Below are 24,353 nucleotides of genomic sequence, written 5' to 3'. Positions count from 1 at the left end.
CCTCCCGCCGAGCCGTTCGTGCGCTACTTGTCCATCCAAACGTCTTCGTACCGGTACCCATTATACGAGCTGTTCGTCATCACAGTCACGCCTTTGACATAGGGCTGCCAGCAGGTGCCGGTTCGCGCATGGAAGATGATCGGGCGGGCGACGTCCTCCTGCAATTTCTTGTCGATGTCCCACACCAGCTTCTTGCGCTTGGCGATATCGGTCTCCTGCGACTGCACGTCGAACAGCTTCTCGATCTCCTTGTTGCAGTAATTGGTATAGTTGCGCTCGGAGCCGCAGGAATAATTCTCGTAGAAGGACTGGTCGGGATCGTCGACGGCGTTGCCGGTCAGGTTGAGCCCGAGCATGTAGTCCTTGCGCGCGATCTTTGGGAACCAGTTGGCGGTCTCGACCACGTCGAGCTCGCCGTCGATATAGATGCTCTTGAGCTGGTCGATCAGGATCACCGCGGGATCGCGATAGACCGGAATGTTGCGGGTCGAGACCTTGACGGCGAGATGCTTGTCGGGTCCGTAGCCGGCCTTCTGCATCAGCTTCTTGGCTTCCTCGCGGTTCGCATTCACATCCGGGCCGTAGCCCGGAATGCTCTCGAGCATCTCCTTCGGCATGCCCCACAGCCCGTTCGGTGGCGGCAGCATGGTGCCGCCGACGTCGCCCTGGCCCTCGAACATGATCGAGATGAAGGCCTTGCGGTCGAGTGACATTGCCATGGCGCGGCGGATGTCGATGTTGTCGAATGGCGGCGCGCTTGAATTGACGATGATGTTGGTCGCGACATTGTTGGGTTCGACCTCGCAGATCGCATTGGGCGCCTGCGATTTGACGTCTTTCAGCAGCGGAACGCTCACCTCGGTCGGGAAGGTCATGTCGAACTTGCCGGCGACGAAGGCGAGGATCGCGGTCGAGCGGTTCGGGATGATGGTAAACTCGATGCCGTCGAGATAGGGGCGTCCCTTGCGCCAATAGTCGGTATTGCGGGTCAGCTTGATCGATTCATTGGCCTTGAACTCGACGAATTTGAACGGACCGGTGCCGATCGGATGGGTGCGCATGTCGCCGGGCGAGACGTGGCAGGGATAGACCGGCGTGTAGCCCGAGGCCAGCAGCGCCAGCAGCGAGGGCTGCGGCCGCTTCAGATTGAAGGAGACCTCGAGATCGCCATTGGTCGAGACGTCGTTGACCTGATCGTACCAGGATTTTCGCGGGTTCTGCCGGAACTTTTGCTGCGACTTGCCCATCAGCATGTCGAAGGTGCACTTCACGTCCGCCGAGGTGAATGGCTTATCGTCATGCCATTTGACGCCCTGGCGCAGCTTGAAGGTCAGCGTCTTGTTGTCGTTGACCCAGGCCCAGCTCTCGGCGAGCTCGGGGACGATGTTGTCCATCGTGTTCTGGGCCTCGTCCTGCTTGTAGATGACGAGATTGTTGAACACCGGCATGAAGGGAACATTGAGCGAGTAGGTCGCGCCTTCATGGATCGAGGCGTTGCCAGGGCTGTCGCGGTGATACATCCGCAAAATTCCGCCCTGTTTGGGCTCGCCGGCGAATGTTGTGGTCGAAAACGCCAGCATAGATAGCGCCGCCATCGCGGCGAGCGCCCGTACGCTCCGCATCCTCGGTCCTCCCTGGACATTAGTCTTTTGGGCCGTTTGTGGCCTGTTTGTCAGGACGATAGCGACGCGTGCGCGGTGAGGCAACCAGCAAGGCCGCTTGCCATCTCGACAATTCGGATGACGGATGGCCGCAGGGGAGTGGCCTCAAGCTCCACCGTCGTCCCGGCGAAGGCCGGGACCCATAACCCCAGGGAGGAGTTTGGCGAAGAAAGCCGTTCGGTATTGCAAGTGTGGGGCGCGAGTTTGCCAACCCCTCACACAATCCGCGACGTCTTATTCCCCCAATACCGGTCCCGCAGCAGCCGCTTGTACAGCTTTCCCGTCGGCAGCCTTGGCAATTCCTTTTCGAAATCCACCGAGCGCGGCACCTTTTGCCGCGACAGCGAGGCGCTGCAGAAGGCGATCAGCTCTTCGGCGAGCGTAGGCCCCGGCGCCACGCCGGGCATCGGCTGCACCACCGCCTTCACTTCTTCGCCGAGATCGGGATTGGGCACGCCGAACACCGCCGCATCCGCAACCTTCGGGTGGGTGATCAGCAAATTCTCGCATTCCTGCGGATAGATGTTCACGCCGCCGGAGATGATCATGAAGGTCGCGCGATCGGTGAGATAGAGGAAGCGGTCCTCGTCGACATAGCCGACATCGCCGACGGTGCTCATGCTGCCGTCGGCCGAGCGCGCCTCCTTGGTCTTCTCCGGGTCGTTGAAATATTCGAATGGCGATCCCGTCTTGAACCACACCTGGCCCGGCGTGCCGGTCGGGCACGGCCTCATGTCCTCATCGAGAATATGGAGGTCGCCGAGCAGCACCTTGCCGACGGTGCCGCGATGCGCGAGCCATTCCTCGCTGTTGCAGGCGGTGAAGCCGAGGCCTTCGGTCGCGCCGTAATATTCGTGGATGATCGGTCCCCACCATTTGATGATGTCGTCCTTGACCAGCGCAGGGCAGGGGGCTGCGGCATGGATCGCGATCTCGAGCGAGGACAAATCGTAGCGGTGGCGTATCTCCTCCGGAAGCTTCAGCATCCGCGAGAACATCGTCGGCACGAGCTGGGTGTGGGTGATGCCCCATTGCCCGACGAGCTGGAGGTAACGCTCGGGATCGAAATTCTCCATGATGATCGCGGTACCGCCCATGCGGATCGTAAGGTTCACAGCGGCTTGCGGCGCGGAGTGGTAGAGCGGGGCTGGCGACAGATAGACCATGCCTTCGCGGTAGTGCCAGAGCTTTGTGAGGAAGTCGAACAGCGCCAGATTGTGCTTTGGCGGCTCCTCCGGAAGCGGCCGAATAATGCCCTTGGGACGACCCGTCGTGCCCGACGAATACAGCATCGAGGTGCCGAGCCACTCGTCCGCAATCGGTGTCTTCGGCAGATCGGCGGTCACATCCGCAAGCCCAATGATGCGATCGCTCTCGCCCGGGCCGTCAGCGACGATGCAGAGCTTGACGTCGGGGCAAGCCGTGATCGCCTCGCGCGCGATATCGAGCTTCGCCACCGACGTAATCAGGATTTTCGACTGGCTGTTGACGAGGAGATAGGCGAGTTCGCCCGCGGTGAGGTAGGAATTGATGCAGGTGTAGTACAGTCCGGACCGCTCGCCGGCGCCGCAGGCTTCGAGATAGCGGGAATTGTTCTCCATGAAGATCGAATAATGGTCGAGCCGCTTCAAGCCGTGCTTGCGAAACAGATGCGCCAGCCGGTTGCTGCGCGCATCGAGCTCGCGATAGGTGACGGTCTCGCCGGTCGCAGCCATGATGAAGGCGGGTTGCAGCGGGCGTAGACGGGCATGCTGACCTGGGTACATCAGTCCTCCGGCTCTGGATTATGCGGCGAGAAGCAGGATTTCGCGCACCTGCGCGGGACCGTCGATCTTGCGTGGGTTGCGCGGCACCCAGGGCGTACGCATGGCCTGCTCGGCGATGGCGTCGAAATGCTCGGGCGAGACGCGGACATCGGCGAGGCTGCGCGGCATGCCGAGCGAGCGGATGAAGGCATCGAGCACGTCGGCGGCGTTGTGGCCGGGAAAGCCCATCGCGGCGGCGACGATCATCTGGCGCTCGGCATTGTCGCGTGCATTCCAGCGCATCACCGCCGGCAGCATGATGCAGGAGGTGTAGCCGTGCGGCACGTCGAAGGCCGCGCCCAGCACATAGCCGATACCGTGGCTCGCGCCCATCGGTACGCCGGCCGCGAGCGCGCCCATCGACAGCCAGGTGCCGATCTGCGCATCCATCCGCGCGTCGAGGTCGGCAGGGTCGGCTTTCACGCGCGGCAGCGAATCGGCGAGCATGGCGAGCCCCTTCACCGATTGCGCGTCGGCGTAAGGGTGAGTCTCGCGCGAGCAGATCGCCTCGACGCAATGGTCCAGTGCGCGGATACCAGTCGAGAGAAATAGCCATTCCGGCGTGTGCAGGGTGATGGCGGGATCGAGGATGGTCGCGCGCGGCACGGTCAGCGGATGCCGCAGCATCTGCTTCACATGCGTGCTGCGGTCGGTCACGCCCGCGATCGAACTGAACTCGCCGCCGGCGATCGTGGTCGGCACGCTGATCTGGCGCACGGTCGGCGCGGTCATCTCGGGGGCAACGCCCTTGTGCACGCGGATGCGTTCGATGCCGTCGATATCATCGATGCCGTTGGCAAGGCAGAGCTGCACCGCCTTGGCGCCGTCGGTGATCGAGCCGCCGCCCACCGTGACGATCAGATCGGCACCCGCCTCGCGTGCCGCATTGGTCGCCGCGATCACCGCCTCGCGCGGCGTGTGTGCCGGCATGGCATCGAACAGGCCCGCGCAGCGCGCGCCGAGCGCCTCTCTGATTTTTGCGATTTCGTCGGTCTGCCGGTTCAGCGTGCCGGACACCATCAGGAAGGCGTGGCGTGTCCCCAGCCGGTCCATCTGCGCGACAACGGCCTCGGCCGCAGGATGGCCGAACACAACCTCCTCGATCGCGCCATAAACGACACGTCCCTGATGCACGCCTGTCCTCCCGGACAATTCGCCTTGTTTTTGTGGGGGTAATCTAGCCGAGTGGCCGGCATCCGTCATGTGCGAAGACGCTGGGGGCTTCTTGCTTCTCCCTCCCCGCCATAGGCGGGGGAAAGCGCACTCGCAGCGCCGCCTCATTCATTGTCAACCCGTCACCCGGCTAGGGCACTCTCCCGAGCGTTGCGTGCGTCCTCGTCTTGAAGATTTCATCATGGTGACCCATCTTGTGTCCCCCGCGGGTAGGCGCGTACCCTGCTGTTTCTGCGGCTTTGATGCGAGGACTTGGGATGAGCGGATCGGGCGGAAACGAGCAATTTGTCAAAACGCACGGTTTCGTTCAGCCGCGGCCTCGCCTCATCGCCGGGCTTCTTGCCGCGGCATTCGCCCTTGCCGGCTGTGGGCAGCCGACCTCGCAGGCGGCGGCCCCGCCGGTGCCGCCGGTGACCGTCGCCCAGCCGGTCAAGCGCACCGTCACCGATTGGGATGAGTTCACCGGCCGATTCGAGGCGTTGGAGGAGGTACAGGTGCGCCCCCGCGTCGGCGGCTACGTCAACTCCGTCGAGTTCCAGGACGGCGCGATCGTTCGCGCCGGAGATCTACTCTATGTGATCGACCCGCGTCCGTTCGAGGCGGTGGCCGAGCAGGCGGATGGCCAGCTCTCCGACGCGCGCGCCAAGGTGGAGCTCGCCAAGCGCGAGCTCGATCGCGGCCTGAACCTGGTCCAGACCAGCGCGGTCTCCGAGCAGGTCGTCGATCAGCGCCGCCAGGCGTTGCAGGCAGCGCACGCCGCGGAGACGCAGGCCGAAGGTGCGCTGAAAGCCGCCAGGCTCAACATCGAGTTCACCCATGTGACCGCGCCGATCACGGGCCGCGTCAGCCGCCATCTCGTCAGCCCCGGCAACCTTGTGCAGGGCAGCGACAATGGCTCGTCGACGTTGCTGACCTCGATCGTGACGCTCGACCCGATCTACGTCTATTTCGATTTGGATGAGGCGACGTTCATCAAGTACAGCAAGCTCTGGTTCGAGGGTAAGCGCCCGAGCTCGCGCGACACAGCGAACCCGGTGCAGGTGACGCTGGCCGGCGAGACCAAGCCGTCGCATGACGGCGGCATCAACTTTCTCGACAATCGTCTCGATGTCTCGACCGGCACGCTGCGCAGCCGCGCCGTGATCAAGAACACCGATCTCTCGATCCTGCCCGGCCAGTTCGGCCGCGTCCGCCTGATCGGCAGCGCGCCCTATGACGCCCTGCTGATTCCGGACGTTGCAGTCGCGACCGACCAGTCCCGCAAGATCGTGTTCGTGGTCAAGCCGGACGACACGGTCGAGGCGCGTCCCGTGGTGCTCGGTCCCCTGGATGAGGGCCTGCGCGTGATCCGCGAAGGATTGAAGGCGGAGGATCGCGTCATCGTCAACGGCATCCAGCGTGCCCGCGTCGGCGCCAAGGTTGCCCCGTCTCCCGCGCAAGCACCGGCCGGTGGCAAGCCTGGTGACAAGTCATGAATCTGGGCCGTCTTTCCATCAACCAGCCCATTTTGGCGATGGTGCTGTCGATCGTGCTGCTGATTGTCGGCGCGCTCGCCTACACCACGCTGCCGGTCTCCGAATATCCGCAAGTGGTGCCGCCGACCGTCGTCGTCACGACGCAATATCCCGGCGCCTCCGCGCAAACCGTGTCCGACACGGTCGCTGCTCCCATCGAGCAGCAGATCAACGGCGTCGAGGACATGCTGTATCTCTACAGCCAGGCGACCTCGAACGGCCAGCTCACCATCACCGTCACCTTCAAGCTCGGCACCGACCTCGACAAGGCCCAGGTGCTGGTGCAGAACCGCGTCGCGATCGCGCAGCCGCAGCTGCCGGACGAGGTGCAGCGTAACGGCGTCGTCACCCGCAAGAACTCGCCCGACATCCTGATGGTCGTGTTCATGCTGTCGCCCGACGACACCTTCGACCAGCTCTACATCTCCAACTACGCGCTGCTCCAGGTCCGCGACCAGCTGCTGCGGATCGACGGCGTCGGCGACATCCAGATCTTTGGCGCACGCGACTATTCGATGCGGCTGTGGCTCGATCCTGACCGGATCGCCAATCTAGGCCTGACCTCGACTGAAGTGCTGGCGGCGATCCGGGCGCAGAACGTGCAGATCGCGGGCGGTCAGATCGCCGAACCGCCGATCGCGGATCGCGCCTTCCAGCCAAATCTCGTTTTCACCGGGCGCTTGAAGGACCAGAAGCAGTTCGAGGACATCCTGATCAAGGCCGGCTCCGACGGCCGTACGGTGCGCCTGCGCGACGTCGCCCGCATCGAGCTCGGCGCGCTGGCCTACTCCACCAACAGTTTCCTGTTGCGCAAATCCGCGGTCGCGATGCTGGTGACGCAGCGGCCGGGATCGAACGCGCTCGCGACCGCCAAGAACATCTCCGATACGATGGTCAATCTCAAGGCGAGCTTCCCGAAGGGCCTCGACTACAATATCGGCTACAACCCGACCGAGTTCATCGCGCAATCCGTCCATGAGCTGATCAAGACCATCTACGAGGCCATGCTGCTCGTGGTCATCGTGGTGCTGGTGTTCCTGCAGGGGTGGCGGCCCGCGATCATCCCGATCATCGCTATCCCGGTCTCGCTGGTCGGCACCTTCGCGGTGATGGCGGCGCTCGGTTTCTCCATCAACAATCTCACGCTGTTCGGCCTCGTGCTCGCCGTCGGCATCGTGGTCGACGATGCCATCGTCGTGGTCGAGAATGTCGAGCGCCATCTCGAGCACGGCTTGAGTCGGCGCGACGCAGCATTGAAGACGATGGAGGAGGTCGGCGGCGCGCTGGTCTCGATCGCGCTGGTGCTGTGCGCGGTGTTCGTGCCGACGGCGTTCATAGGGGGTATTTCCGGGCAATTTTTCCAGCAATTCGCCGTCACCATCGCGGTTGCGACCGCGCTCTCCTGCTTCTGCTCGCTGACGCTGTCGCCGGCTTTGGCCTCGCAGATCCTGGTGCCGCATGGGGAGAAGCGACCGCCGGCAAGCTGGAATCTCATCGCGCGCGGCTGGGGCGCCTTCACCGGCGTCTTCAACCGTGCGTTCGATCGGCTGGCGCATGGCTATGCCGGTGTCGCCAATTTTGTGATCCGGCACTCGGTGGTGATGATCCTGATCTATGTCGTGCTGATCGGCAGCGCCGGCTGGCTGATCGGAACCACGCCGCAGGGCTTCATCCCGGCGCAGGATCGTGGCTACGTCATCATCTCCGTGCAGCTGCCCGGTGCGGCATCGCTGGCGCGCACCACCGAAGTCGTGCGCGAGATCGAACGGATCTCGCTGGATACGCCAGGCATCGTCCGTGTCGCCGCCTTCGCCGGGTTCTCCGGCGCCACCCGCACGCAGGCTGGCAACGCGGCGGCGTTGTTTCCGGTGTTCGACGAACCCGAGGTGCGTCTGAAGAAGGGGCTGTCTGCCAACGCCATCACCGCCGAGTTGCGCAAGCGTCTTGCCGCGATCCAGGGCGCCTTCATCATCGTCATTCCGCCGCCGGCCGTGCCCGGCATCGGCACCGGCGGCGGCTTCACTATCCGCATCCAGGACCGCCAGGGCCGCGGGCCGGAGCTGCTCGCCGCGGCCACCGACGAGCTTGTCGCCGCGGCGCGCAAATCGCCCTCGCTGCTCGGTCCCACGGTGTTCTCGCCATTCTCGGCCAATACGCCGCAGCTCTTCGTCGACATCGACCGCACCAAGGCGCAGAAGCTTGGCGTGCCCATCGCCAACATCAACGACACGATCCAGACCTATTTCGGATCGACCTATGTCAACGACTTCAATCTGTTCGGCCGCACCTACCACGTCACCGCGCAAGCCGATTTCCCGTTCCGAAAAGAGCCAAGCGATCTCTCGCGGTTGCGCACGCGCAACGCCTCCGGCGACATGGTGATGCTCGGCAGCGTGGTCGAATTCAAGGACGTCTCCGGCCCCGACCGCGTCGCGCGCTACAATCTCTATGCGGCGTCCGAGCTGCAAGGCGAGCCGGCGCCGGGCACCAGCTCGACCACCGCGCTCAACACCATCAAGAAGCTCGCCGACGACACCTTGCCGAGCGGCTTCACCTTCGAGTGGACGGACCTCTCTTATCAGCAGGTCACCGGCGGCAATGCCGGTCTGCTCGTGTTCCCGATCTGCGTGCTGTTCGTCTATCTCGTGCTCGCCGCGCAATATGGCAGCTGGACCCTGCCGTTCGCGGTGATCCTGATCGTGCCGATGTGTTTGCTCGCTGCCACCATCGGGGTGCGCATCATGGGCCAGGACGTCAACATCCTGACGCAGATCGGCTTCGTCGTGCTAGTGGGGCTGGCGGCGAAGAACGCGATCCTGATCGTCGAGTTCGCGCGCGACATCGAGAAGGAAGGCAAGCCGCGCCTCGAGGCCGTCATCGACGCCTGCCGCCTGCGCCTGCGACCGATCCTGATGACGTCGTTCGCGTTCATCCTCGGCGTGCTGCCGCTGGTGATCTCGTCCGGCTCCGGCTCGGAGATGCGGCAAGCCGTGGGCGTCGCCGTGTTCTTCGGCATGATCGGCGTCACTTTGTTCGGCCTGCTGTTCACACCGATCTTCTATGTGGTGGTACGGAACCTGGCCGAGGGGCGGAACGAGGGGAAGCCGAAGTCGGAGCCGGAGGCTGCGGCTTGATTGGTGCCGTTCGTTGCCGGCGGCATTTCCACACTCACAGTGTCGTCCCGGCGAAGGCCGGGACCCATAACCACAGGATCGAGTTTGGCGAAGACCCGTGGTGACCAGCTTCGTGCGACAACCACTCCCTGTGGTTATGGGTCCCGGCCTTCGCCGGGACGACAGCGGAGAATGTAGCGCGCACACTCCATACTAACGATCTACGCAAAATCGATGGGCAGGCGCGGCGTTCTTCACTACTATCCGCGCGATTTCAAAACAGAAAACTGCTGGGAGCTAACAGATGAAATCAGCACTTTTGGCCGCTGTCGCAACGTCGGCGTTGTTGCTGGCCGCGCCGGCTGGCGCGCAGGGCGTCAAGATCGGCATCCTCAATGACCAATCCGGCGTCTATGCTGACTACGGCGGAAAGTATTCGGTCGAAGCCGCCAAGATGGCGATCGAGGATTTTGGCGGCGAAGTGCTCGGCCAGAAAGTCGAGATGATCACCGCCGATCACCAGAACAAGCCGGATCTTGCCACCTCCATCGCGCGGCGCTGGTATGACGCCGACAATGTCGACATGATCACCGAGCTGACGACGTCGTCGGTGGCGCTCGCCGTGCAGGACCTGTCGAAGGAAAAGAAGAAGATCGACATCGTGGTCGGTGCGGCCACGTCGAGCATCACCGGTGCTGCGTGCTCACCCTACGGCTTCCACTGGGCCTTCGACACCCATGCGCTCGCGGTCGGTACCGGCGGCGCGTTGACCAAGGCCGGCGGCGACAGCTGGTTCTTCCTCACCGCCGACTACGCCTTCGGCTATGCGCTGGAGAAAGACACCAGCGAGATCGTCACCACCAATGGCGGCAAGGTGTTGGGCTCGGTCCGCGTTCCCCTCAACTCGTCCGACTTCTCCTCCTTCCTGCTCCAGGCACAGAGCTCGAAAGCGAAGATCGTCGGCCTCGCCAATGCCGGCCAGGACACAACCAATTCGATCAAGCAGGCGGCTGAATTCGGCATCGTCCAGGGCGGGCAGAAGCTCGCCGGCCTGCTGATGACGCTCGCCGAAGTCAACGGTCTTGGTTTGCAGGCGGCGCAAGGCCTCGTTCTCACCGAAGGCTTCTATTGGGATCATGACGACACCACGCGTGCGTTCTCCGAGCGCTTCTTCAAGCGCACCGGCCGGATGCCGAGCATGATCCATGCCGGCACTTATTCGGCGACACTGAGCTATCTGAAGGCGGTGAAGGCCGCCGGCACCAAGGACAGCGACGCCGTCGCCAAGAAGCTGAAGGAGTTGCCGGTCGATGACGCCTTCGCCAAGGGCAAGGTGCTCGAGAACGGCCGCATGGTCCACGACATGTATCTGTTCGAGGTCAAGAAGCCCTCGGAGTCGAAGAAGCCGTGGGACTATTACAAGCAGCTCGCGATGGTCCCCGGCGACCAGGCGTTCGCCACTGCCAAGGACAGCGGTTGCCCGCTGACGAAGTAGCGGGAAGAGGCAACGCTAGAGCCACAACTCCGATGTCGTCCCGGCGAAGGCCGGGATCCATAACCACAGGGAGTGGTTTTAGGGCGAGCTGATAACTCCAAGTCTTCGTCAAACCACATCCTGTGGTTATGGGTCCCGGCCTTCGCCGGGACGACGGCGGAGTGTGTGGCCGCAGTCCGGCTTCACACCAACCGCAACACCACCGCACCCAACGCCCCCGCCTACAGCGCAATCGCAGCGATGCCCTGGATCGCGAAGCCGGGGCCGCGCTTCGCTGCCGCCTGCGAATAGCCGATGAAATAAACGATGCGGCCGATGATCCAGATCGCGCCGATTCCGGCCGCGACGGCGTCGCTGATATAGACCGCGAACAGCCAGAGCGACGGCAGGAAGATCGGCATCCATTCGAGCGTGTTCATCTGGATGCGAAAGGCGCGCTCGAAATCAGGGTGGCCCGACATCGCCGGCACCTTGATGCCCGTCTTGCCGCGCGACCGTGAGACGTTCATGCAGGTGAAGAAGAAAAACAGGATCGCCAGCAGCGTGACGAGAGCGGTGAGGTGATACATGGCAAATCCTTTGAGGCTGCGGTTCAATAGCCGGTCAGCTCGAGATAGCCAACACCGTCATGCGTGCCGGCAAAGCTGATCGGGCCTTCCCAATAGGAGAAGCCGGTCCCCATCCAGGCCTTTGGATTGAGCGGCTTGCAGAGAATGGAGAATGGCCGTGACGGGATTGCGATCTGCCATTCCACCGGCAGCTTGCGTCCGGCGACCTCTGCCGTTGCCTTCGGTGTCATCTGGATATCATTGGCCGCAATCATCTGCGTGCGGCCGTCGGCGAAAATCCAGTTGCCGAACGGATAATCCCTCCCGTCCTTCTGCCGCAGCCGGTACAGCATCAGCTTGTCGCCGGCGGCGAGATGCAGCGACAACCAATCCCAACCGGTCTGGTCGGAATCGAGCGGTTGGCTGCTCCATTCCCGGTCCATCCAGGCCGGGCCAGACACGTCGACGGATTTGTCGTCGATGGTGAGCGTGCCGCGCGCACGAAAAAACGGCTGGCTGTAATAGTACGACGCTTGCCCGCGCTCCGACTTGCGGCTGAAGCCGCCATCGCCTTGCAATACGACCGGACGATCGGCCTCCAGCGTCAGCGCGTAGCTGAAGTCGGTACCGGATGCTTTCAACGTCACCGGCGACAAGGTGCGATCGTCGGTGCGGTCAGTTCCTTTCATTTCCCAATCGTCGATCCAGGCCGCAAACGGCTTTGCTTCGACGCCAGCCTGTCCGATGCCGCCGCGTGAAAACAGTTCGTTGAAGCGGTGGGTGTCGGCGCGCGTCACCGCGGCATGCGCCATCCAGATCTGTTGATTGGCCCAGCCTTCGCCTTGCGGCCCCGGCTGCGCCGCCTGGCGGAACAGCGTCCATTGCAGCCCGCACGCCGCGCCGCTGCTGTCGACGAGATTCGCGGTGAGATACCACCATTCGATGCGAAACTCCGGATGCGGCCCGTGATCGGCGGGGAAATCGAACGTCTTTCCCGGCGTCGCCTGCGCAAAGCCGTCGGCCTTCTCGCCGAGGCCGGCATAGCCCTGCGCGCCCGCGCGGCGCGCGAGAGCGAGCGCGGCGATGCCGCCGGCAAAGGCGCGCCGCGAGAGTTTGTCAGCGCTCATTGGCAAACACCTTGACGAGCGTCGCCGGCTGCATTCGCGCCAGTCGCGCGACCGGCAGCAGCGCGGCAAGCAGCGAAGCGAACAGCGCGACTGCGACCAGCTCGACCAGTTGCAGCGGAAACACATGGAACGGCAGCCGCCAGCCGAACGCCTTCACGTTCACGATCGCGATCAGGCACCACGCCACCAAGAGCCCGAGCGGCACGGCCAGCAGCGACGTGAACAGCGCAACCGACAACGTCTTGGTCAACTCGATCGCGGCGAGGCGCGGCCGCGTGATGCCGATTGCCCAGAGCGGCGCGAGCTGCGGCAAGCGGGAGTTCGCCAGCGTTAACAGGCTGGTCAGCAACGCGATGCCGGCGACGCCGAGCGTGAAGGCATTCAGCGCCGAGGTCACCGCAAAGGTGCGGTTGAAGATGCGGATCGATTCCGCCTTCACCGTCGCCTGGTCGGCGACGCTGCGGTCGTCGAGCGCAAATTGCTTCTGCAAGGATGCGATCAATCCCGGAATTTTGTCGCGCGCGACGATGAGTCCGATCCGCGTCTGCGGCGTCTGTGGAAATTGCCGGATCAGCGCCGCGACATTCACGGCGAGCTGCCCTTTTGGATTGCCGTAATCGGCATAGATGCCGACAATGTCGAGCTCCCAAGTCCCGCCCGGCGCCGGCACTTCGATAACGTCGCGGACGCGGACATTCAGCCGTCGGCTCAATTGTTCGCTGATGAAGGCGGCATTGCCGGGCACGAGCTGGGTCCAGGCGCGCGGCGCGGTCTCCAGCAGCGGCCAGCGCTCGCGATAGAGCGCGTGATCGGGCAGGCCGAGCAACTCCACCGGCTGTCCGAGAACTTGCGTCTCGGCGCGACCGCCCGAGAGGATCGCTTGCACGTCGCTGCGATCCCTGAGCCAGTTCCGGATCGCAACACCTTGCGCATTGTCGGAGGCGCTGATGTAGACGTCGGCCGCGAGCCGGCCGTTGAGCCAGCCGACAAAGGTGCGGCTGAACGTCTCCACCATGGTGGAGACGCCGACATTGACGGCAAGCGCAAGCAGCAGCGCCATCAGCGCTAGCGAGAGTCCTGAGAGCTGCTGCCGGCTGTCTGCCCAGAACCACAGCGCCAGCGGGGCACGCGCAAAACGCTGGCCGGCGAGCAGGAGGATCTCAAGGAAGGCTGGCAGGATCAGCGCGGCACCCAGCATCAGCGCCGCCAGCAGGCCAAATCCCGCGATCAGCGATTGCCCGTAATGAAGCAGCAGCAGCGCGACTGCGAATACGGCGCAGGCCGCCAGACTTTGCAGGATCAGCCAGCGGCGCTGCCTCTGCTGCCACGCCTGCGGCTGCGCGGTCGCCAGCACCGGCATCCGGATCGCCTTGATCAGGCTGGTCGCCGCGGCCACGATCGCGCCGGCAACGCTGATGCCGATGCCGGCAAGCCACCACTCAGGCCGTAGCGTCAGCTGCCCCGGGATCTGCGCGCCGTAGAGCCCGCGCAGCGACGCCGCGACATCGGGCAACAGCGCGGCCGCGATGAAATAGCCGCAGACGAGTCCGATCAAGCCAGCGACCAGCGCCAGTGCCACCAGCTCGACCACCAGCACCGTGTTGACCAGCCGTGCCGAGGCGCCGCAGGCCCGCAACGTCCGCAGCATCGGCAGTCGCTGCTCGAAGGCGAGGCCGACGGCCGAATTGACGATGAAGAGGCCGACGAAGAACGACAGCAGGCCGAAGGCGGTGAGGTTGAGATGGAAACTGTCGGTGAGGCGTTCGAGCTCGGTCTCCGCATTCGGCTCGACCCGCTGCAATTCGTCGCCGACGACGCTTTGAAGCGGCGCTGGCTTGCCCTTCGGTTTGCCAATCAACAGTCGCGAGACCTGATCCGATTTGTTCAGCAACCGCTGTGCCACACCGATGTCGACCACCAGCACCTCGGGCACGAGCTGCGACTGCACATGCAGCGGCGGCAGTTTTGCGCCGCTGCTGATCGAGGGCGTTGCGCCTTCCCGCTCCTGCAAATCACTCAGCGTCTCCCGCGCCACCAGCGTCTGGCCCGGCGCGGCAACGAAGCTCGTCAAATCCGCAGCACCGAGGCGCGGCGCGTTGCCGACATCCGTCGGCAGCGTCACCGGCTCGATGCCGAGCAGCCGCACCGAACGCCCGTTGATCTGGACGCGGCCCTCCAGCACCGGCGAGACCGGCCAGCCGGCGCGCCGGAGTTTTACGAACAAATCCTGCGGGAAAGTTGCTGCATTGGGTGCGACCAGTATCGCCGTGCGGATGCCGCCGAATGTCGCCGCCGCGCGGTCATAGGCGCTGCGGGCCTGTTGGTTGATCGCCTGCACGCCGCTCCACAGCGCGGTCGCCGCGATCAACCCGATCAAGAGCGTCGCGAACTGCATCTTGTGCCGCCGCCAATGGCTCAAGAGCACCGCGAGGATCCACAGCGCGCGCCTCATGCGATTCGCCCCGCATGCAGGATGACGTGACGGTCGAGCGTGCCGGCCAGATGCAGGCTGTGCGTCACCATCAGAAAGCCGCAGCCCGTGCGCGCGACGAGGTCGCGCGTCAGCGCCAGCACGTCGTCGGCGGTGGCCTCGTCGAGATTGCCGGTCGGCTCGTCCGCGAGCAGCAGCAACGGCTTTATCGCCAGCGCCCGGCCGATCGCGACGCGCTGCTGCTGGCCGCCGGAGAGCTGCTCAGGGTAGCGCTTCAACAGACTACCGAGTCCGAGCCGTTCGATCAGCTCCTTGGTCCAGGCCGTGTCATGCCGGCCGGCTATCCGTGCCTGGAAGACGAGATTGTCCGCGACCGACAGGCTGGGGATCAGATTGTATTGCTGAAAAACCAGGCCGACCCGGTCGCGCCGCAGGCCTGCGCGCCCTGCATCCGACAGCTTGGTGACCTCGATGTCCTCCAGCCGAATCGTACCGCCATCGGCGGCGTCCAGCCCGGCGATCAGGTGCAGCAGCGTGCTCTTGCCGCTGCCGGATTCACCGGTCAGCGCGACGCGTTCGCCGGCCTTGAGGTCGAGATCGACACAGCGCAGCACATGGACCGGCTCGCCGGCCGAGGCGAAGGTCTTTGAGAGATTTCTGATGCTCAGCACGATGAATGGCGCCGGACGGAATTAACGGAAATGCTGCGTAGCACAGTTGATGTGGAAATGCCGGGGTTGCGTTGCCGTTCAAGCCGTTGTTAGCTTGAGCAACGGCCAAATCATAAAAGTGCCAAAAAGACATACGGGGAGAACGATGAGCGCTCAGGGAACGCCCACAGCGGCAGGCAAGGCAACGGGAACAGCTGCGGGAACGCCGAAGGGCGCGTGGACCGTCACCTTTCTCCTGTTTCTGTTTATGCTGGTGAACTTCGCCGACAAGATCGTCGTCGGCCTCGCCGGCGTTCCGATCATGACCGATTTGAAGCTCGAGCCGGAGCAGTTCGGCCTGCTCGGCTCGTCGTTCTTCTTCCTGTTCTCGATCTCGGCCATCGTGGTCGGCTTCATCGTCAACAAGGTGGCGACGCGCTGGGTGCTGCTGACGCTCGCGGTGATCTGGGCGCTGGCGCAGTTTCCCATGGTCGGCACCGTCTCCTTCACCACGCTGCTGATCTGCCGCATCGTGCTTGGCGCCGGCGAAGGTCCCGCGGCTTCCGTGGCCATGCACGCCGTCTACAAATGGTTCCCCGACGAGAAGCGCACGCTGCCGACCGCGATCCTGTCGCAGGGCTCGGCCTTCGGCGTCATCCTCGCCGTGCCCTTGCTGAACTGGATCATTGTCAATCATTCCTGGCACTATGCCTTCGGCGCGCTCGGCGTGGTCGGCCTGATCTGGGTTTGTGCGTGGCTCACCTTCGGCCAGGAAGGCCCGCTCGAGAACACCCGGGTCCTCGCGGCCACCGAGACGAAAATTCCTTACATTCAGCTTCTCACCTCGCGCACTTTCCTCGGCTGCGTGGCCGCGACCTTCGGCGCCTATTGGGCGCTCTCGCTCGGGCTCACCTGGTTCACGTCCTTCATCGTCAAGGGGCTCGGCTTCTCGCAATCGGACGCCGGCTGGATCTCGATCCTGCCCTGGGTGTTCGGCGCCACCATCGTCATCCTCACCGGCTGGATCTCGCAGGTGATGATGGCGCGCGGCTACACCACCCGGATCTCCCGCGGCGTGCTCGGCTCGGTGCCGCTGATCATCGGCGGCCTGATCCTGGCGGCGATGCCGTACGTCCCGGGCGTAGGGCTGAAGATCGTGATGCTCGTGGTCGGCCCCGGGCTCTGCGGCGCGATCTATGTCGTCTGCCCGCCGATGCTCGGTGAATTCACCCCGGCCTCGCAGCGCGGCGCGATCCTCGCGATCTACGGCGCGCTCTACACGCTGTCGGGCATCATCGCGCCGAACGTGATGGGCACCGTGATCCAGCGCTCCGGCAACATGGTCGACGGCTACATGACCGGCTTCACCATCAACGCCGTGATCATGGTCGGTTCGGGCTTGCTCGGTCTGTTGCTGCTATGGCCGAACACGGAGAAGGCCAGGCTGACGCGCGGTGCGGCTCCGCAGGCGCCGGAATTGAAGGGCGTGGTTTCGCCGACGTAAGGGGGGCGTTGCTGCTTGCCACACAAGTGCTGTCGTCCCGGCGAAGGCCGGGACCCATACCGCGTGATCTTTCGATTGCGGAAGATAGCAGTACCAACGACGAATCTTCGCCAAACCACTTTTGGTGGTTATGGGTCCCGGCCTTCGCCGGGACGACACTGAATGTGTTGAGGCGCCTTCGCGCCTCACGCGCTACTGCGCGCCCCGAATTAACTTCCCCGGCCGCTGCCCTGTGGCCTCCCCATGCCGCCGCGTCACCACGCCCGACACGATCGTCGCCTCATAGCCGTCGACATCCTGCAACAGCCGCCGCCCGCCGACCGGCAGATCGTAATGCACCTTTGGCGGATGCAGATGCAGCCGGTCATAATCGATCACATTGACATCGGCCTTGTAGCCGGGAGCAATCAACCCGCGATCAGTAAGTCCGACCGAGAGTGCGGTCTTGCGCGACTGCGCCGCGACCACGAACGGGATCGACAGTTTCTCGCCGCGCTTGCGGTCGCGGGTCCAGTGCGTCAGCAGATAGGTCGGGAAGCTCGCATCGCAGATGATGCCGCAATGCGCGCCGCCGTCGGAGAGGCCCGGCACCGATTGCGGATCGATCAGCATCTCGCGCGTCGCATCGAGATTGCCGTCGGCATAATTGAGGAACGGCACGTAGAGCATGCCCTTGCCTTCGTCCGACAGCATCGCCTCATAGGCGAGCTCCTCCGGCTGCCGGCCCTGCTTGCGCGCCTGCGGCCCCAGCGCGTTCTCCGGCGGCTGCTCGTAATCCGGGGGATCGCCCAGCAAAAACATCTTGTCGTAGTTGGGTCGGAAGAACAGCGGATCGTCGGTCGAAGTCGCCGTCTCGCTCAGGATCGCCTTGCGCAAATCGCTCTGATGCAGTCGCGCCAGCCGTTCTTTCAGCGGCAGATGCGCGATTCTCCTGTAGCTCGGATGGGTCTGGAATGGATTGCGCGACAGCTCCAGGCCAAGCAGCAGGCCGACCGGGCGCGCCGCGATCTGCGCGGTGATGGAGAGGCCGCGCCTCGCCGCCGCATTGATCTCGTCCAGCGTCTGGCGCCAGCGATTTGGCGCCTTGTCGTTCTGCGTGATCGAGAACGAGATCGGGCACTTTGTAGAGTCCGCCACCCGCAGCATCATCGGCAGGTCTTCATGGAGGGTCGAGAGATCAAGCACGAATTGCAGCACGCTGCGGCCCTGGCTGTGCATTGCGCCGGCAATCGCGGTGAGCTCGTCCTCGCCGGCCTTCAGTGTCGGCGTGAAATCGCCGGTCGAGGTGCGATGGTTGAGCGTGCGCGAGGTCGAGAAGCCGAGCGCGCCGGAACGCACCGCCTCGCCCGCGAGCTTTGCCATCGCCGCGTTGTCCTCGGCCGTCGAGGGATCGCGGCGCGCGCCGCGCTCGCCCATGACATAGACCCGCAGCGCCGCATGCGGCAGTTGCGCCCCGACATCGATGTCGAAGTCGCGCTTCGACAGCCAATCCATGTAGTCGGGAAAGCTCTCCCAAGCCCAGGGAATGCCGGCGCTCAGCACCGGCTCGGGGATATCCTCGACGCCTTCCATCAGCTGGATCAGGCGGACGTGGTCGACGGGCTTGCATGGCGCGAAGCCGACGCCGCAATTGCCCATGATCGCGGTGGTGACGCCGTTCTGCGACGACGGCGTGATGTCCTGGCTCCAGGTGACCTGGCCGTCGTAGTGCGTGTGCACGTCGACGAAGCCCGGCGTCACCAGTTTTCCGCGCGCGTCGATCTCTTCTTTGCCTTTGGCCGAGACTTTGCCGACCTCGCTGATCCTGCCGCCGGTAATCGCGACATCGGCCTCGAACAGCTCGCCGCCGCGGCCATCCGCGATCGTTCCGCCGCGGATCACGAGATCAGGAGTGCTCATGTGGTTTCTTCCCGTGGTGTTGTTGTTTTACGTTTTCTTTTGTCGTCCCGGCGAAGGCCGGGACCCATAACCACGACTTTCAGTTTGGCGAAAACTGGCAATGACCAGCTCGCGCCACAGCTGCCTTCGTGAGTATGGGTCCCGGCCTTCGCCGGGACGACACTGAATTTGTAACTACGACGCCGCTTTCGCCCGCCGCTCCGTGAACGGCGACAGTACCACCGTCGCCACCATGAAGATCACCGACGCGCCGAACACCCAATGCGGCGCGCTCTGGTCCATGATCCAGCCGAACAGCAGCGGGCTGACGATGCCGCCGAGATTGAAGCCGGTGGAGACGATGCCGAAGGCGCGGCCGGCAGCACCCGGAGGTGCCGCATTGCGCACCAGCATGTCGCGCGACGGCGCGATTACGCCGGAGAGGAAGCCCGCGGTCGCCATCGTCACGGTCAAGGTCCAGCCGGGCAGCGTGACCAGCGCGATCAGCAGCACGATCGCCGCGTTTACGGCAAAGCAGGCGGCGGCGACATAGCCGTGGCGCTCGGTGTGGTCCGCAAGGAATCCGCCTGCAAGCACACCGGCGGCGCTCGACGCAAGAAACGCGGTCAGTGCGATGTTCGCGGCGGAGTAGGTCGCGCCGTAACCGCTCATCAGCGCCACCACGCCGAAATTGTTGATGCCGGCGACCGACAGGCTGAGCAGCATGAACAGCGCGGTCAGCGTGATCAGTGCCGGCGTGATCACGGCCTGCTTCGGCGCGTTCGCGTTGCCCGGCTTGCCCTTGTGCGCGCCGGCATCGGGAATGTTCATGGTAACCAGCAGCAGTGCCACCAGCACGCCGATCGCGCCCGCCGCAATCAGCGCGCCGACGCCGCCGGACACCATGACCAGCGCAGCAACGATTGCGGGCGCAACCGCGCCGCCGAGATAGCCAGCAAAAGTGTGGATCGAGAAGGCGCGGCCCATCCGCGCCTCATCCATGTGCTCGGCCAGGATCGCGTAATCGGCAGGATGATAGACGCTGTTGGCGAGCCCGAGCAGCACGGCGCAGGCGATCAGCGAAGCGTAGCTCAGATGCAGGCCGAGCAGGATCAGCGCGAACCCGCCGAGCGTCAGTCCGCCCAGCAAAATCCTGCGCGCGCCAAAATGATCGACGAGATAGCCGGTCGGCGCCTGAGTCAGCCCGGAGACGACGGCAGACACGGTCAGCGCGAAGCCAAGCTCGACATAGCCGACGCCAAGCTGGCTCTTCAAGAACGGGAACAGCATCGGCAGGACCAGCAGATGGAAATGGCTGACCCAATGCGCGATCGAAATGCCGGTCAGCGTGCGCAGCGCACTGTCCGCCTTGCCTTGTTGCGGTGCGGCGAGAACGTCGACCATTGCAGTTCCGTTTCACTCCCTGGAGGCGCGCAAACTATCGGGGACAGCGGTTATTTGTCCATGAACGCAGGCGCATGGCAGCTAGCGCGGGTGGGGGCTCTATCCCCTTGTCATCCCCTTGTCGTCCCGGCGAAGGCCGGGACCCATAACCACAGGGCGTAGTTTGGCGAAGGTTGGTCGTTCGGTACTGCGACCGATCACAATCGAGGGATCACGCGGTATGGGTCCTGGCCTTCGCCGGGACGACAGTTGGAGGTGCTGCGCGAGCGCACGATCAAAACGACGGACGCCTCACAACGGCTCATCATCCTCGCCATACCGATCACGCTTCGGCGTTGCGATGTCGCCATCTTCGTCATCGTCGTCGGTATCGCGCGGAAGCGGAGGATTCTTGGCCTTGTCGTCCGCCTTTTTGGGCGGCTCGCTCGGCTTGGCGGTCTTGGCCATGGCTGATCCCGGATGGTGTTGCTGCATCCGACCCTACCCGCAAAACATGTGCGGTTCCTGACTTATCTCAAGGGCCGCGGCGAGGGCTGTCAGCCGTGCACCACCGGCCCGCCTGCCTTTTTCCAGGCATCGATGCCGCCGGCGATGTGCGCGGTATTGGACAATCCAGCGATCTTGGCCGCAGCCACCGCCATCGCCGAGCGCTCGCCGAAGGCACAGAAGAACACGACACGGCGGCCGGTGGCGGCCGCGACCTCGCGCAGCATGCCGCCGGGCTTGAGGCTCTCCTCGACGCTCGGATAGGGCGTGTGCAGCGCGCCTTCGAGCATGCCGTGCTTGGCGCGCTCGTTGCTCTCGCGCAGATCGACCAGCAGCATGTCCGGCCGGCCGAGCGAACGGATCGCCTCGACCGCGCTGAGCGCGCGGCCTTCCTTCTCCAGCTCCTCCTGATGCAGGCCGACATGCATGTTGGCCGGCACCGCCACGTCCATCATCTTCGGATTGGGCAACTTCAGATTGGCCATCAGCTCGATATATTCGTCGACCGAGCGCACCTGGAGCCGCGGGTTGTAGCGCTTCTCCTCGCCGATGGTGGAGACGGTGTCGCCCTTGTAGTCATGCGCCGGGAACACCATCGTCTCGTCCGGCAGCTTGAGCAGCCGGTTGAAGATCGATTCGTATTGCGCGCGCGACGAGCCGTTCTGGAAATCGGTACGGCCGGTGCCGCGGATCAACAACGTGTCGCCGGTGAAGACGCGATCGCCCATCAGATAGGAATAGGAATCGTCGGTGTGGCCGGGCGTGTACATCACGTCGAGCGACAGGCCCTCGATCGTCACCTTGTCGCCGTCGGCAACGCGCATGGCCACCACGTCGGCCTTGGTCTGGTCGCCCATCACGGTCATGCAATGGGTGCGATCGCGCAGCTCGCCGAGACCGGTGACGTGATCGGCATGCAGATGGGTGTCGACCGCCTTGACCAGCTTGAGGTCGAGCTCGCGCAGCAATTGGCAATAGCGATCGACCTTCTCCAGCACGGGATCCAGGATCAGCGCCTCGCCGCCAGGGCGGCTGGCAAGGACGTAGCTGTAGGTGCCCGAAACGCTGTCGAAGAGCTGGCGGAAGATCATGGCAGAACCCGGCGTGAACTGATTCCGAAATTCTACTACGCCGTAGGCCAAAAAGAGAAGTAATGTACTGTTGAACTGAGAAAATTTAGAAGATTTTTATTGCAGCGCCCACCGCCGTCATTCCCCGCGAAGGCGGGGAATCCAGTACGCCGCGGCCGCTCCGTACCCCTCGCTGTCTCGGAATACCGGATCGCCCGGTCAAGCCGGGCGATGACGGCGAGTGTGTTGCGAGGGCGTGCCCTGACCTAGTGTGCCAGAGGCCCCTACGGCCGCACCAGCGTGTAGCCGTTCTCCGCCAGGAACAGGATCTGCCCGACCCCGACCTGCACCGGGGTTGCGGCGGGAATGAACTCCGGCCGCTGTCCCGTCTCCCGCTCGATCGTTTCAACGGTGTTGAGGCAGATATCGAAGCGGACGCCCTGCGCGATCAGGCTCTCGACCTGCTTGCGGCGGTCGCTGCCAGTCAGCAGCAGATCGATGCCGGGGCCGAACGCCACCACCTCGATCGCGACCTTGTCGGGGTCGTAGGCTTTCAGGAGATTGTTGGCGACGCTCAGCACCAGCGCCTGCTTCTTGGCGTCGCCGTCGGACAGTTGCAGCACGATCTTGTGCTCCGCGAACGGCTTGTCCTGGAGCGGCACCTGCTCGGCCAACACCAGTGGCATCACGGCCCATGCGAACAGCGCCAGCAGCATCGCGCGAAAGATTTGCAGACGCGTCATCCCTGTCCTGCAATTCCCGGATTACCCTCGACGCCCTTCAGGGTGACGCCGGAGCCGAGCCGCTCCGGCATCATCCGGCCGGAACGCAGATATTTACCCACCACATCCCACACCGGCGCACCCTGCTGGCCGTTGACGGAAGCCCAGCCCGCGACCTTGTAGCGGTGGTTGGCGACCAATGCTTTGCCGTTGTCGAGCCTCAGCTCGGAGATGCGGCTGCCGATCGCAGCCGTCGGCATACAGGTGTAGCCGAGGCCGCCGGCGCGCACCATGTCGCCACCCTGCTGGTAGTAGGGGTCGGCGTTGAAGAGATTGTCGCAGATGTCCTCCAGCACGTCCTTGATCTCTGCGCCCGTCATCTCCTGCACATAGGTCTCGGGATAGCTGATCGCGGTTTCCGCGAGCAAATCCTCCATGGTCAGCGGCTGGCCGGACAGTGCGGTGACGCCCCAGCGAAAGCCCGGCGACAGCGCGATCTCGGCATCAAGTTCGGTGCGCAGCGCGGCGCAGATCAACTCGTCGACAGGGCCGGCGAAATTGTCGCGGCGATAGAGCAGGCGATCGGGTGTTGCGATCTTCTCCGTCCAGTCCGTCACGAACGGTGCCCGCACCCGGCCGATCAGCTCGGCCATCGCAGGATCGGGCTTGAGCAGCTCGGAATAGACCGGCAGCAGATGATATTTGACATCGCTGACCTTGCCCTTGTCGAGCGCGAGATCGAGCACGGCCAGAAATTTCCCGTTGGAGCCGGCATTGGTGACGAGCGTGGTACCGCTCGCGTTCTTCACCGCAATCGGCTGCGGCACGGCGTCATGGGTATGGCCGCCGAGAATGACGTCGATGCCGGTGACGCGGCTTGCGAGCTTGAGGTCGACATCCATGCCGTTATGCGAGAGCAGGATCACCGCATCGACCTTGTCGTTGCCGCGCAGCGCATCGACATGTTTTTGGAGCTCTTCCTCGCGGATGCCAAAAGTCCAGTCCGGCGTGAACCGCTTTGGATGCGCGATCGGCACGTAAGGAAAAGCCTGGCCCACGATCGCGACGCGATAGCCACCGAGCTCCTTGATCGTCGACGGCTTGAAAACGCGACCGCTCGCCTTGTCGAAGGCGCGGGCGTCGTTGAACGCGGCTTCCTCGGTCAGGAAGACGTTCTGCGCCAGGAATTCGCCCTTGAAGTGGTCGAGATTGTCTCGCAGCGCCTGCTCGCCATAGGTGAATTCCCAATGTCCGGTCATCGCTTCGATGCCGAGCAGATTGGCGGCCTCGACCATGTCGCGGCCCCGCATGATGTTGGCGAGTCCCGTGCCCTGCCAGAGATCTCCGCCGTCAACCAATACAGAGTGCTTCTCGCCGGCATCGCCGCGGAGACGATCGATGAGCGTCTTCAGATGGGCGAAGCCGCCGAGCTTGCCGAACCGGCCGGCGGACTTCTCGAACTCGACACAGGTGAAGGCATAGGCGTCCGCGCTGTCCGGCCGGATCCCGAAGCGCTCCAGGAAGGCGCGGCCAACGAGGTGCGGCGGCCGTCCCGTCATCTCACTGACGCCGATATTGACGCTGGGTTCGCGGAAATAGACCGGATTGAGCTGCGCGTGGGTATCGGTGAGGTGCAGGATCCGCGCGTTGCCGAAACGCTCGATGTCGTAGATACCCGCGGCCTCGTTACCGCGCGCAAGCCGCGGCAGGCCGACCGAGGCGGCAACAGCAGCTGTGCTCTTCAGGAAATCGCGGCGGCGGATCGCCATCCT

Annotated in this window: 17 protein-coding genes; 4 read left to right on the top strand and 13 right to left on the bottom strand. The window is 64.1% G+C overall.

The window, feature by feature from the left end; genetic code table 11:
• Positions 1–23: 23 nt before the first annotated feature.
• From UB31_RS23305 to UB31_RS23295, 3 genes are all read right to left on the bottom strand, one after another.
• Entirely contained in the window at positions 24–1,622 is a 1,599-nt protein-coding gene (locus tag UB31_RS23305) for an ABC transporter substrate-binding protein (protein WP_045012557.1), read from the bottom strand.
• A gap of 254 nt (positions 1,623–1,876) precedes the next feature.
• Positions 1,877–3,427 (bottom strand): AMP-binding protein, encoded by a 1,551-nt coding sequence (locus tag UB31_RS23300; protein WP_045012556.1) that lies wholly within the window; start codon positions 3,425–3,427, stop codon positions 1,877–1,879.
• Positions 3,428–3,445: 18 nt separating this feature from the next.
• Positions 3,446–4,600, bottom strand: coding sequence for an iron-containing alcohol dehydrogenase (locus UB31_RS23295; protein ID WP_045012555.1), 1,155 nt, complete (start codon positions 4,598–4,600; stop codon positions 3,446–3,448).
• Positions 4,601–4,896: 296 nt separating this feature from the next.
• Here UB31_RS23295 and UB31_RS23290 point away from each other — a divergent pair, with 296 nt between their 5' ends.
• The 3 genes from UB31_RS23290 to UB31_RS23280 all read left to right on the top strand — a co-directional run bounded on the left by UB31_RS23290 (position 4,897) and on the right by UB31_RS23280 (position 10,761).
• Positions 4,897–6,114, top strand: a complete 1,218-nt coding sequence (locus tag UB31_RS23290) for an efflux RND transporter periplasmic adaptor subunit (RefSeq protein ID WP_045012554.1) — start codon at positions 4,897–4,899, stop codon at positions 6,112–6,114.
• Complete coding sequence (locus UB31_RS23285) at positions 6,111–9,287, top strand: efflux RND transporter permease subunit (protein ID WP_045012553.1); 3,177 nt, start codon at positions 6,111–6,113, stop codon at positions 9,285–9,287. Before UB31_RS23290 ends, UB31_RS23285 begins: the two co-directional genes overlap by 4 nt.
• 283 nt (positions 9,288–9,570) lie before the next feature.
• Positions 9,571–10,761, top strand: a complete 1,191-nt coding sequence (locus UB31_RS23280) for an ABC transporter substrate-binding protein (RefSeq protein WP_045012552.1) — start codon at positions 9,571–9,573, stop codon at positions 10,759–10,761.
• Between the two features lie 221 nt (positions 10,762–10,982).
• Here the strand turns inward: UB31_RS23280 and UB31_RS23275 are convergent, their stop codons facing one another.
• Genes UB31_RS23275 through UB31_RS23260 form a run of 4 tightly spaced genes read right to left on the bottom strand, consistent with a single transcriptional unit; the run spans position 10,983 to position 15,538 of the window.
• Entirely contained in the window at positions 10,983–11,330 is a 348-nt protein-coding gene (locus tag UB31_RS23275) for an MAPEG family protein (RefSeq protein WP_045012551.1), read from the bottom strand.
• A 23-nt stretch (positions 11,331–11,353) separates the two neighbouring features.
• The gene (locus UB31_RS23270; protein WP_045012550.1) at positions 11,354–12,436 is read right to left on the bottom strand and encodes a lipocalin-like domain-containing protein; all 1,083 of its coding nucleotides are present in this window, start codon (positions 12,434–12,436) and stop codon (positions 11,354–11,356) included.
• A complete protein-coding gene (locus tag UB31_RS23265) occupies positions 12,426–14,888 on the bottom strand; it encodes an ABC transporter permease (RefSeq protein ID WP_045012549.1) in 2,463 nt (820 codons plus the stop codon). The genes UB31_RS23270 and UB31_RS23265 overlap by 11 nt, the downstream gene beginning before the upstream one ends.
• A complete protein-coding gene (locus UB31_RS23260) occupies positions 14,885–15,538 on the bottom strand; it encodes an ABC transporter ATP-binding protein (protein ID WP_045012548.1) in 654 nt (217 codons plus the stop codon). The genes UB31_RS23265 and UB31_RS23260 overlap by 4 nt, the downstream gene beginning before the upstream one ends.
• A gap of 145 nt (positions 15,539–15,683) precedes the next feature.
• Here UB31_RS23260 and UB31_RS23255 point away from each other — a divergent pair, with 145 nt between their 5' ends.
• Positions 15,684–17,021 (top strand): MFS transporter, encoded by a 1,338-nt coding sequence (locus UB31_RS23255; RefSeq protein ID WP_045012547.1) that lies wholly within the window; start codon positions 15,684–15,686, stop codon positions 17,019–17,021.
• Positions 17,022–17,213: 192 nt separating this feature from the next.
• On the opposite strand, the gene UB31_RS23250 is transcribed toward UB31_RS23255, so the two are convergent.
• The 6 genes from UB31_RS23250 to soxB all read right to left on the bottom strand — a co-directional run bounded on the left by UB31_RS23250 (position 17,214) and on the right by soxB (position 24,350).
• On the bottom strand, positions 17,214–18,920 hold the full coding sequence (locus UB31_RS23250) for an N-acyl-D-amino-acid deacylase family protein (RefSeq protein ID WP_045012546.1): 1,707 nt from the start codon (positions 18,918–18,920) through the stop codon (positions 17,214–17,216).
• A gap of 174 nt (positions 18,921–19,094) precedes the next feature.
• Positions 19,095–20,303, bottom strand: a complete 1,209-nt coding sequence (locus UB31_RS23245) for an MFS transporter (RefSeq protein ID WP_045012545.1) — start codon at positions 20,301–20,303, stop codon at positions 19,095–19,097.
• Between the two features lie 291 nt (positions 20,304–20,594).
• A complete protein-coding gene (locus tag UB31_RS41620) occupies positions 20,595–20,750 on the bottom strand; it encodes a hypothetical protein (RefSeq protein ID WP_197087350.1) in 156 nt (51 codons plus the stop codon).
• An 89-nt stretch (positions 20,751–20,839) separates the two neighbouring features.
• A complete protein-coding gene (locus UB31_RS23240) occupies positions 20,840–21,880 on the bottom strand; it encodes an MBL fold metallo-hydrolase (protein WP_045012544.1) in 1,041 nt (346 codons plus the stop codon).
• A 263-nt stretch (positions 21,881–22,143) separates the two neighbouring features.
• Positions 22,144–22,602, bottom strand: a complete 459-nt coding sequence (locus UB31_RS23235; RefSeq protein ID WP_045012543.1) for a DsrE family protein — start codon at positions 22,600–22,602, stop codon at positions 22,144–22,146.
• Entirely contained in the window at positions 22,599–24,350 is a 1,752-nt protein-coding gene (gene soxB / locus UB31_RS23230; protein ID WP_045012542.1) for a thiosulfohydrolase SoxB, read from the bottom strand. The genes UB31_RS23235 and soxB overlap by 4 nt, the downstream gene beginning before the upstream one ends.
• Positions 24,351–24,353 lie beyond the last annotated feature (3 nt).

The sequence above is a fragment of the Bradyrhizobium sp. LTSP849 genome, assembly GCF_000938255.1.
Taxonomy (GTDB): domain Bacteria; phylum Pseudomonadota; class Alphaproteobacteria; order Rhizobiales; family Xanthobacteraceae; genus Bradyrhizobium.
The sequence above is the reverse complement of the archived record's forward strand: the minus strand, read 5'-3'. Positions and strand labels throughout refer to the sequence as shown.

Excerpts from the sequence above, each read along its gene's own strand:
- UB31_RS23305 (WP_045012557.1), bottom strand. The coding sequence starts at position 1,622 with ATGCGGAGCGTACGGGCGCTCGCCGCGATGGCGGCGCTATCTATGCTG.
- UB31_RS23300 (WP_045012556.1), bottom strand. The coding sequence starts at position 3,427 with ATGTACCCAGGTCAGCATGCCCGTCTACGCCCGCTGCAACCCGCCTTC.
- UB31_RS23290 (WP_045012554.1), top strand. The coding sequence starts at position 4,897 with ATGAGCGGATCGGGCGGAAACGAGCAATTTGTCAAAACGCACGGTTTC.
- UB31_RS23285 (WP_045012553.1), top strand. The coding sequence starts at position 6,111 with ATGAATCTGGGCCGTCTTTCCATCAACCAGCCCATTTTGGCGATGGTG.
- UB31_RS23280 (WP_045012552.1), top strand. The coding sequence starts at position 9,571 with ATGAAATCAGCACTTTTGGCCGCTGTCGCAACGTCGGCGTTGTTGCTG.
- UB31_RS23275 (WP_045012551.1), bottom strand. The coding sequence starts at position 11,330 with ATGTATCACCTCACCGCTCTCGTCACGCTGCTGGCGATCCTGTTTTTC.
- UB31_RS23270 (WP_045012550.1), bottom strand. The coding sequence starts at position 12,436 with ATGAGCGCTGACAAACTCTCGCGGCGCGCCTTTGCCGGCGGCATCGCC.
- UB31_RS23265 (WP_045012549.1), bottom strand. The coding sequence starts at position 14,888 with ATGAGGCGCGCGCTGTGGATCCTCGCGGTGCTCTTGAGCCATTGGCGG.
- UB31_RS23255 (WP_045012547.1), top strand. The coding sequence starts at position 15,684 with ATGAGCGCTCAGGGAACGCCCACAGCGGCAGGCAAGGCAACGGGAACA.
- UB31_RS23250 (WP_045012546.1), bottom strand. The coding sequence starts at position 18,920 with ATGAGCACTCCTGATCTCGTGATCCGCGGCGGAACGATCGCGGATGGC.
- UB31_RS23245 (WP_045012545.1), bottom strand. The coding sequence starts at position 20,303 with ATGGTCGACGTTCTCGCCGCACCGCAACAAGGCAAGGCGGACAGTGCG.
- UB31_RS41620 (WP_197087350.1), bottom strand. The coding sequence starts at position 20,750 with ATGGCCAAGACCGCCAAGCCGAGCGAGCCGCCCAAAAAGGCGGACGAC.
- UB31_RS23240 (WP_045012544.1), bottom strand. The coding sequence starts at position 21,880 with ATGATCTTCCGCCAGCTCTTCGACAGCGTTTCGGGCACCTACAGCTAC.
- UB31_RS23235 (WP_045012543.1), bottom strand. The coding sequence starts at position 22,602 with ATGACGCGTCTGCAAATCTTTCGCGCGATGCTGCTGGCGCTGTTCGCA.
- soxB (WP_045012542.1), bottom strand. The coding sequence starts at position 24,350 with ATGGCGATCCGCCGCCGCGATTTCCTGAAGAGCACAGCTGCTGTTGCC.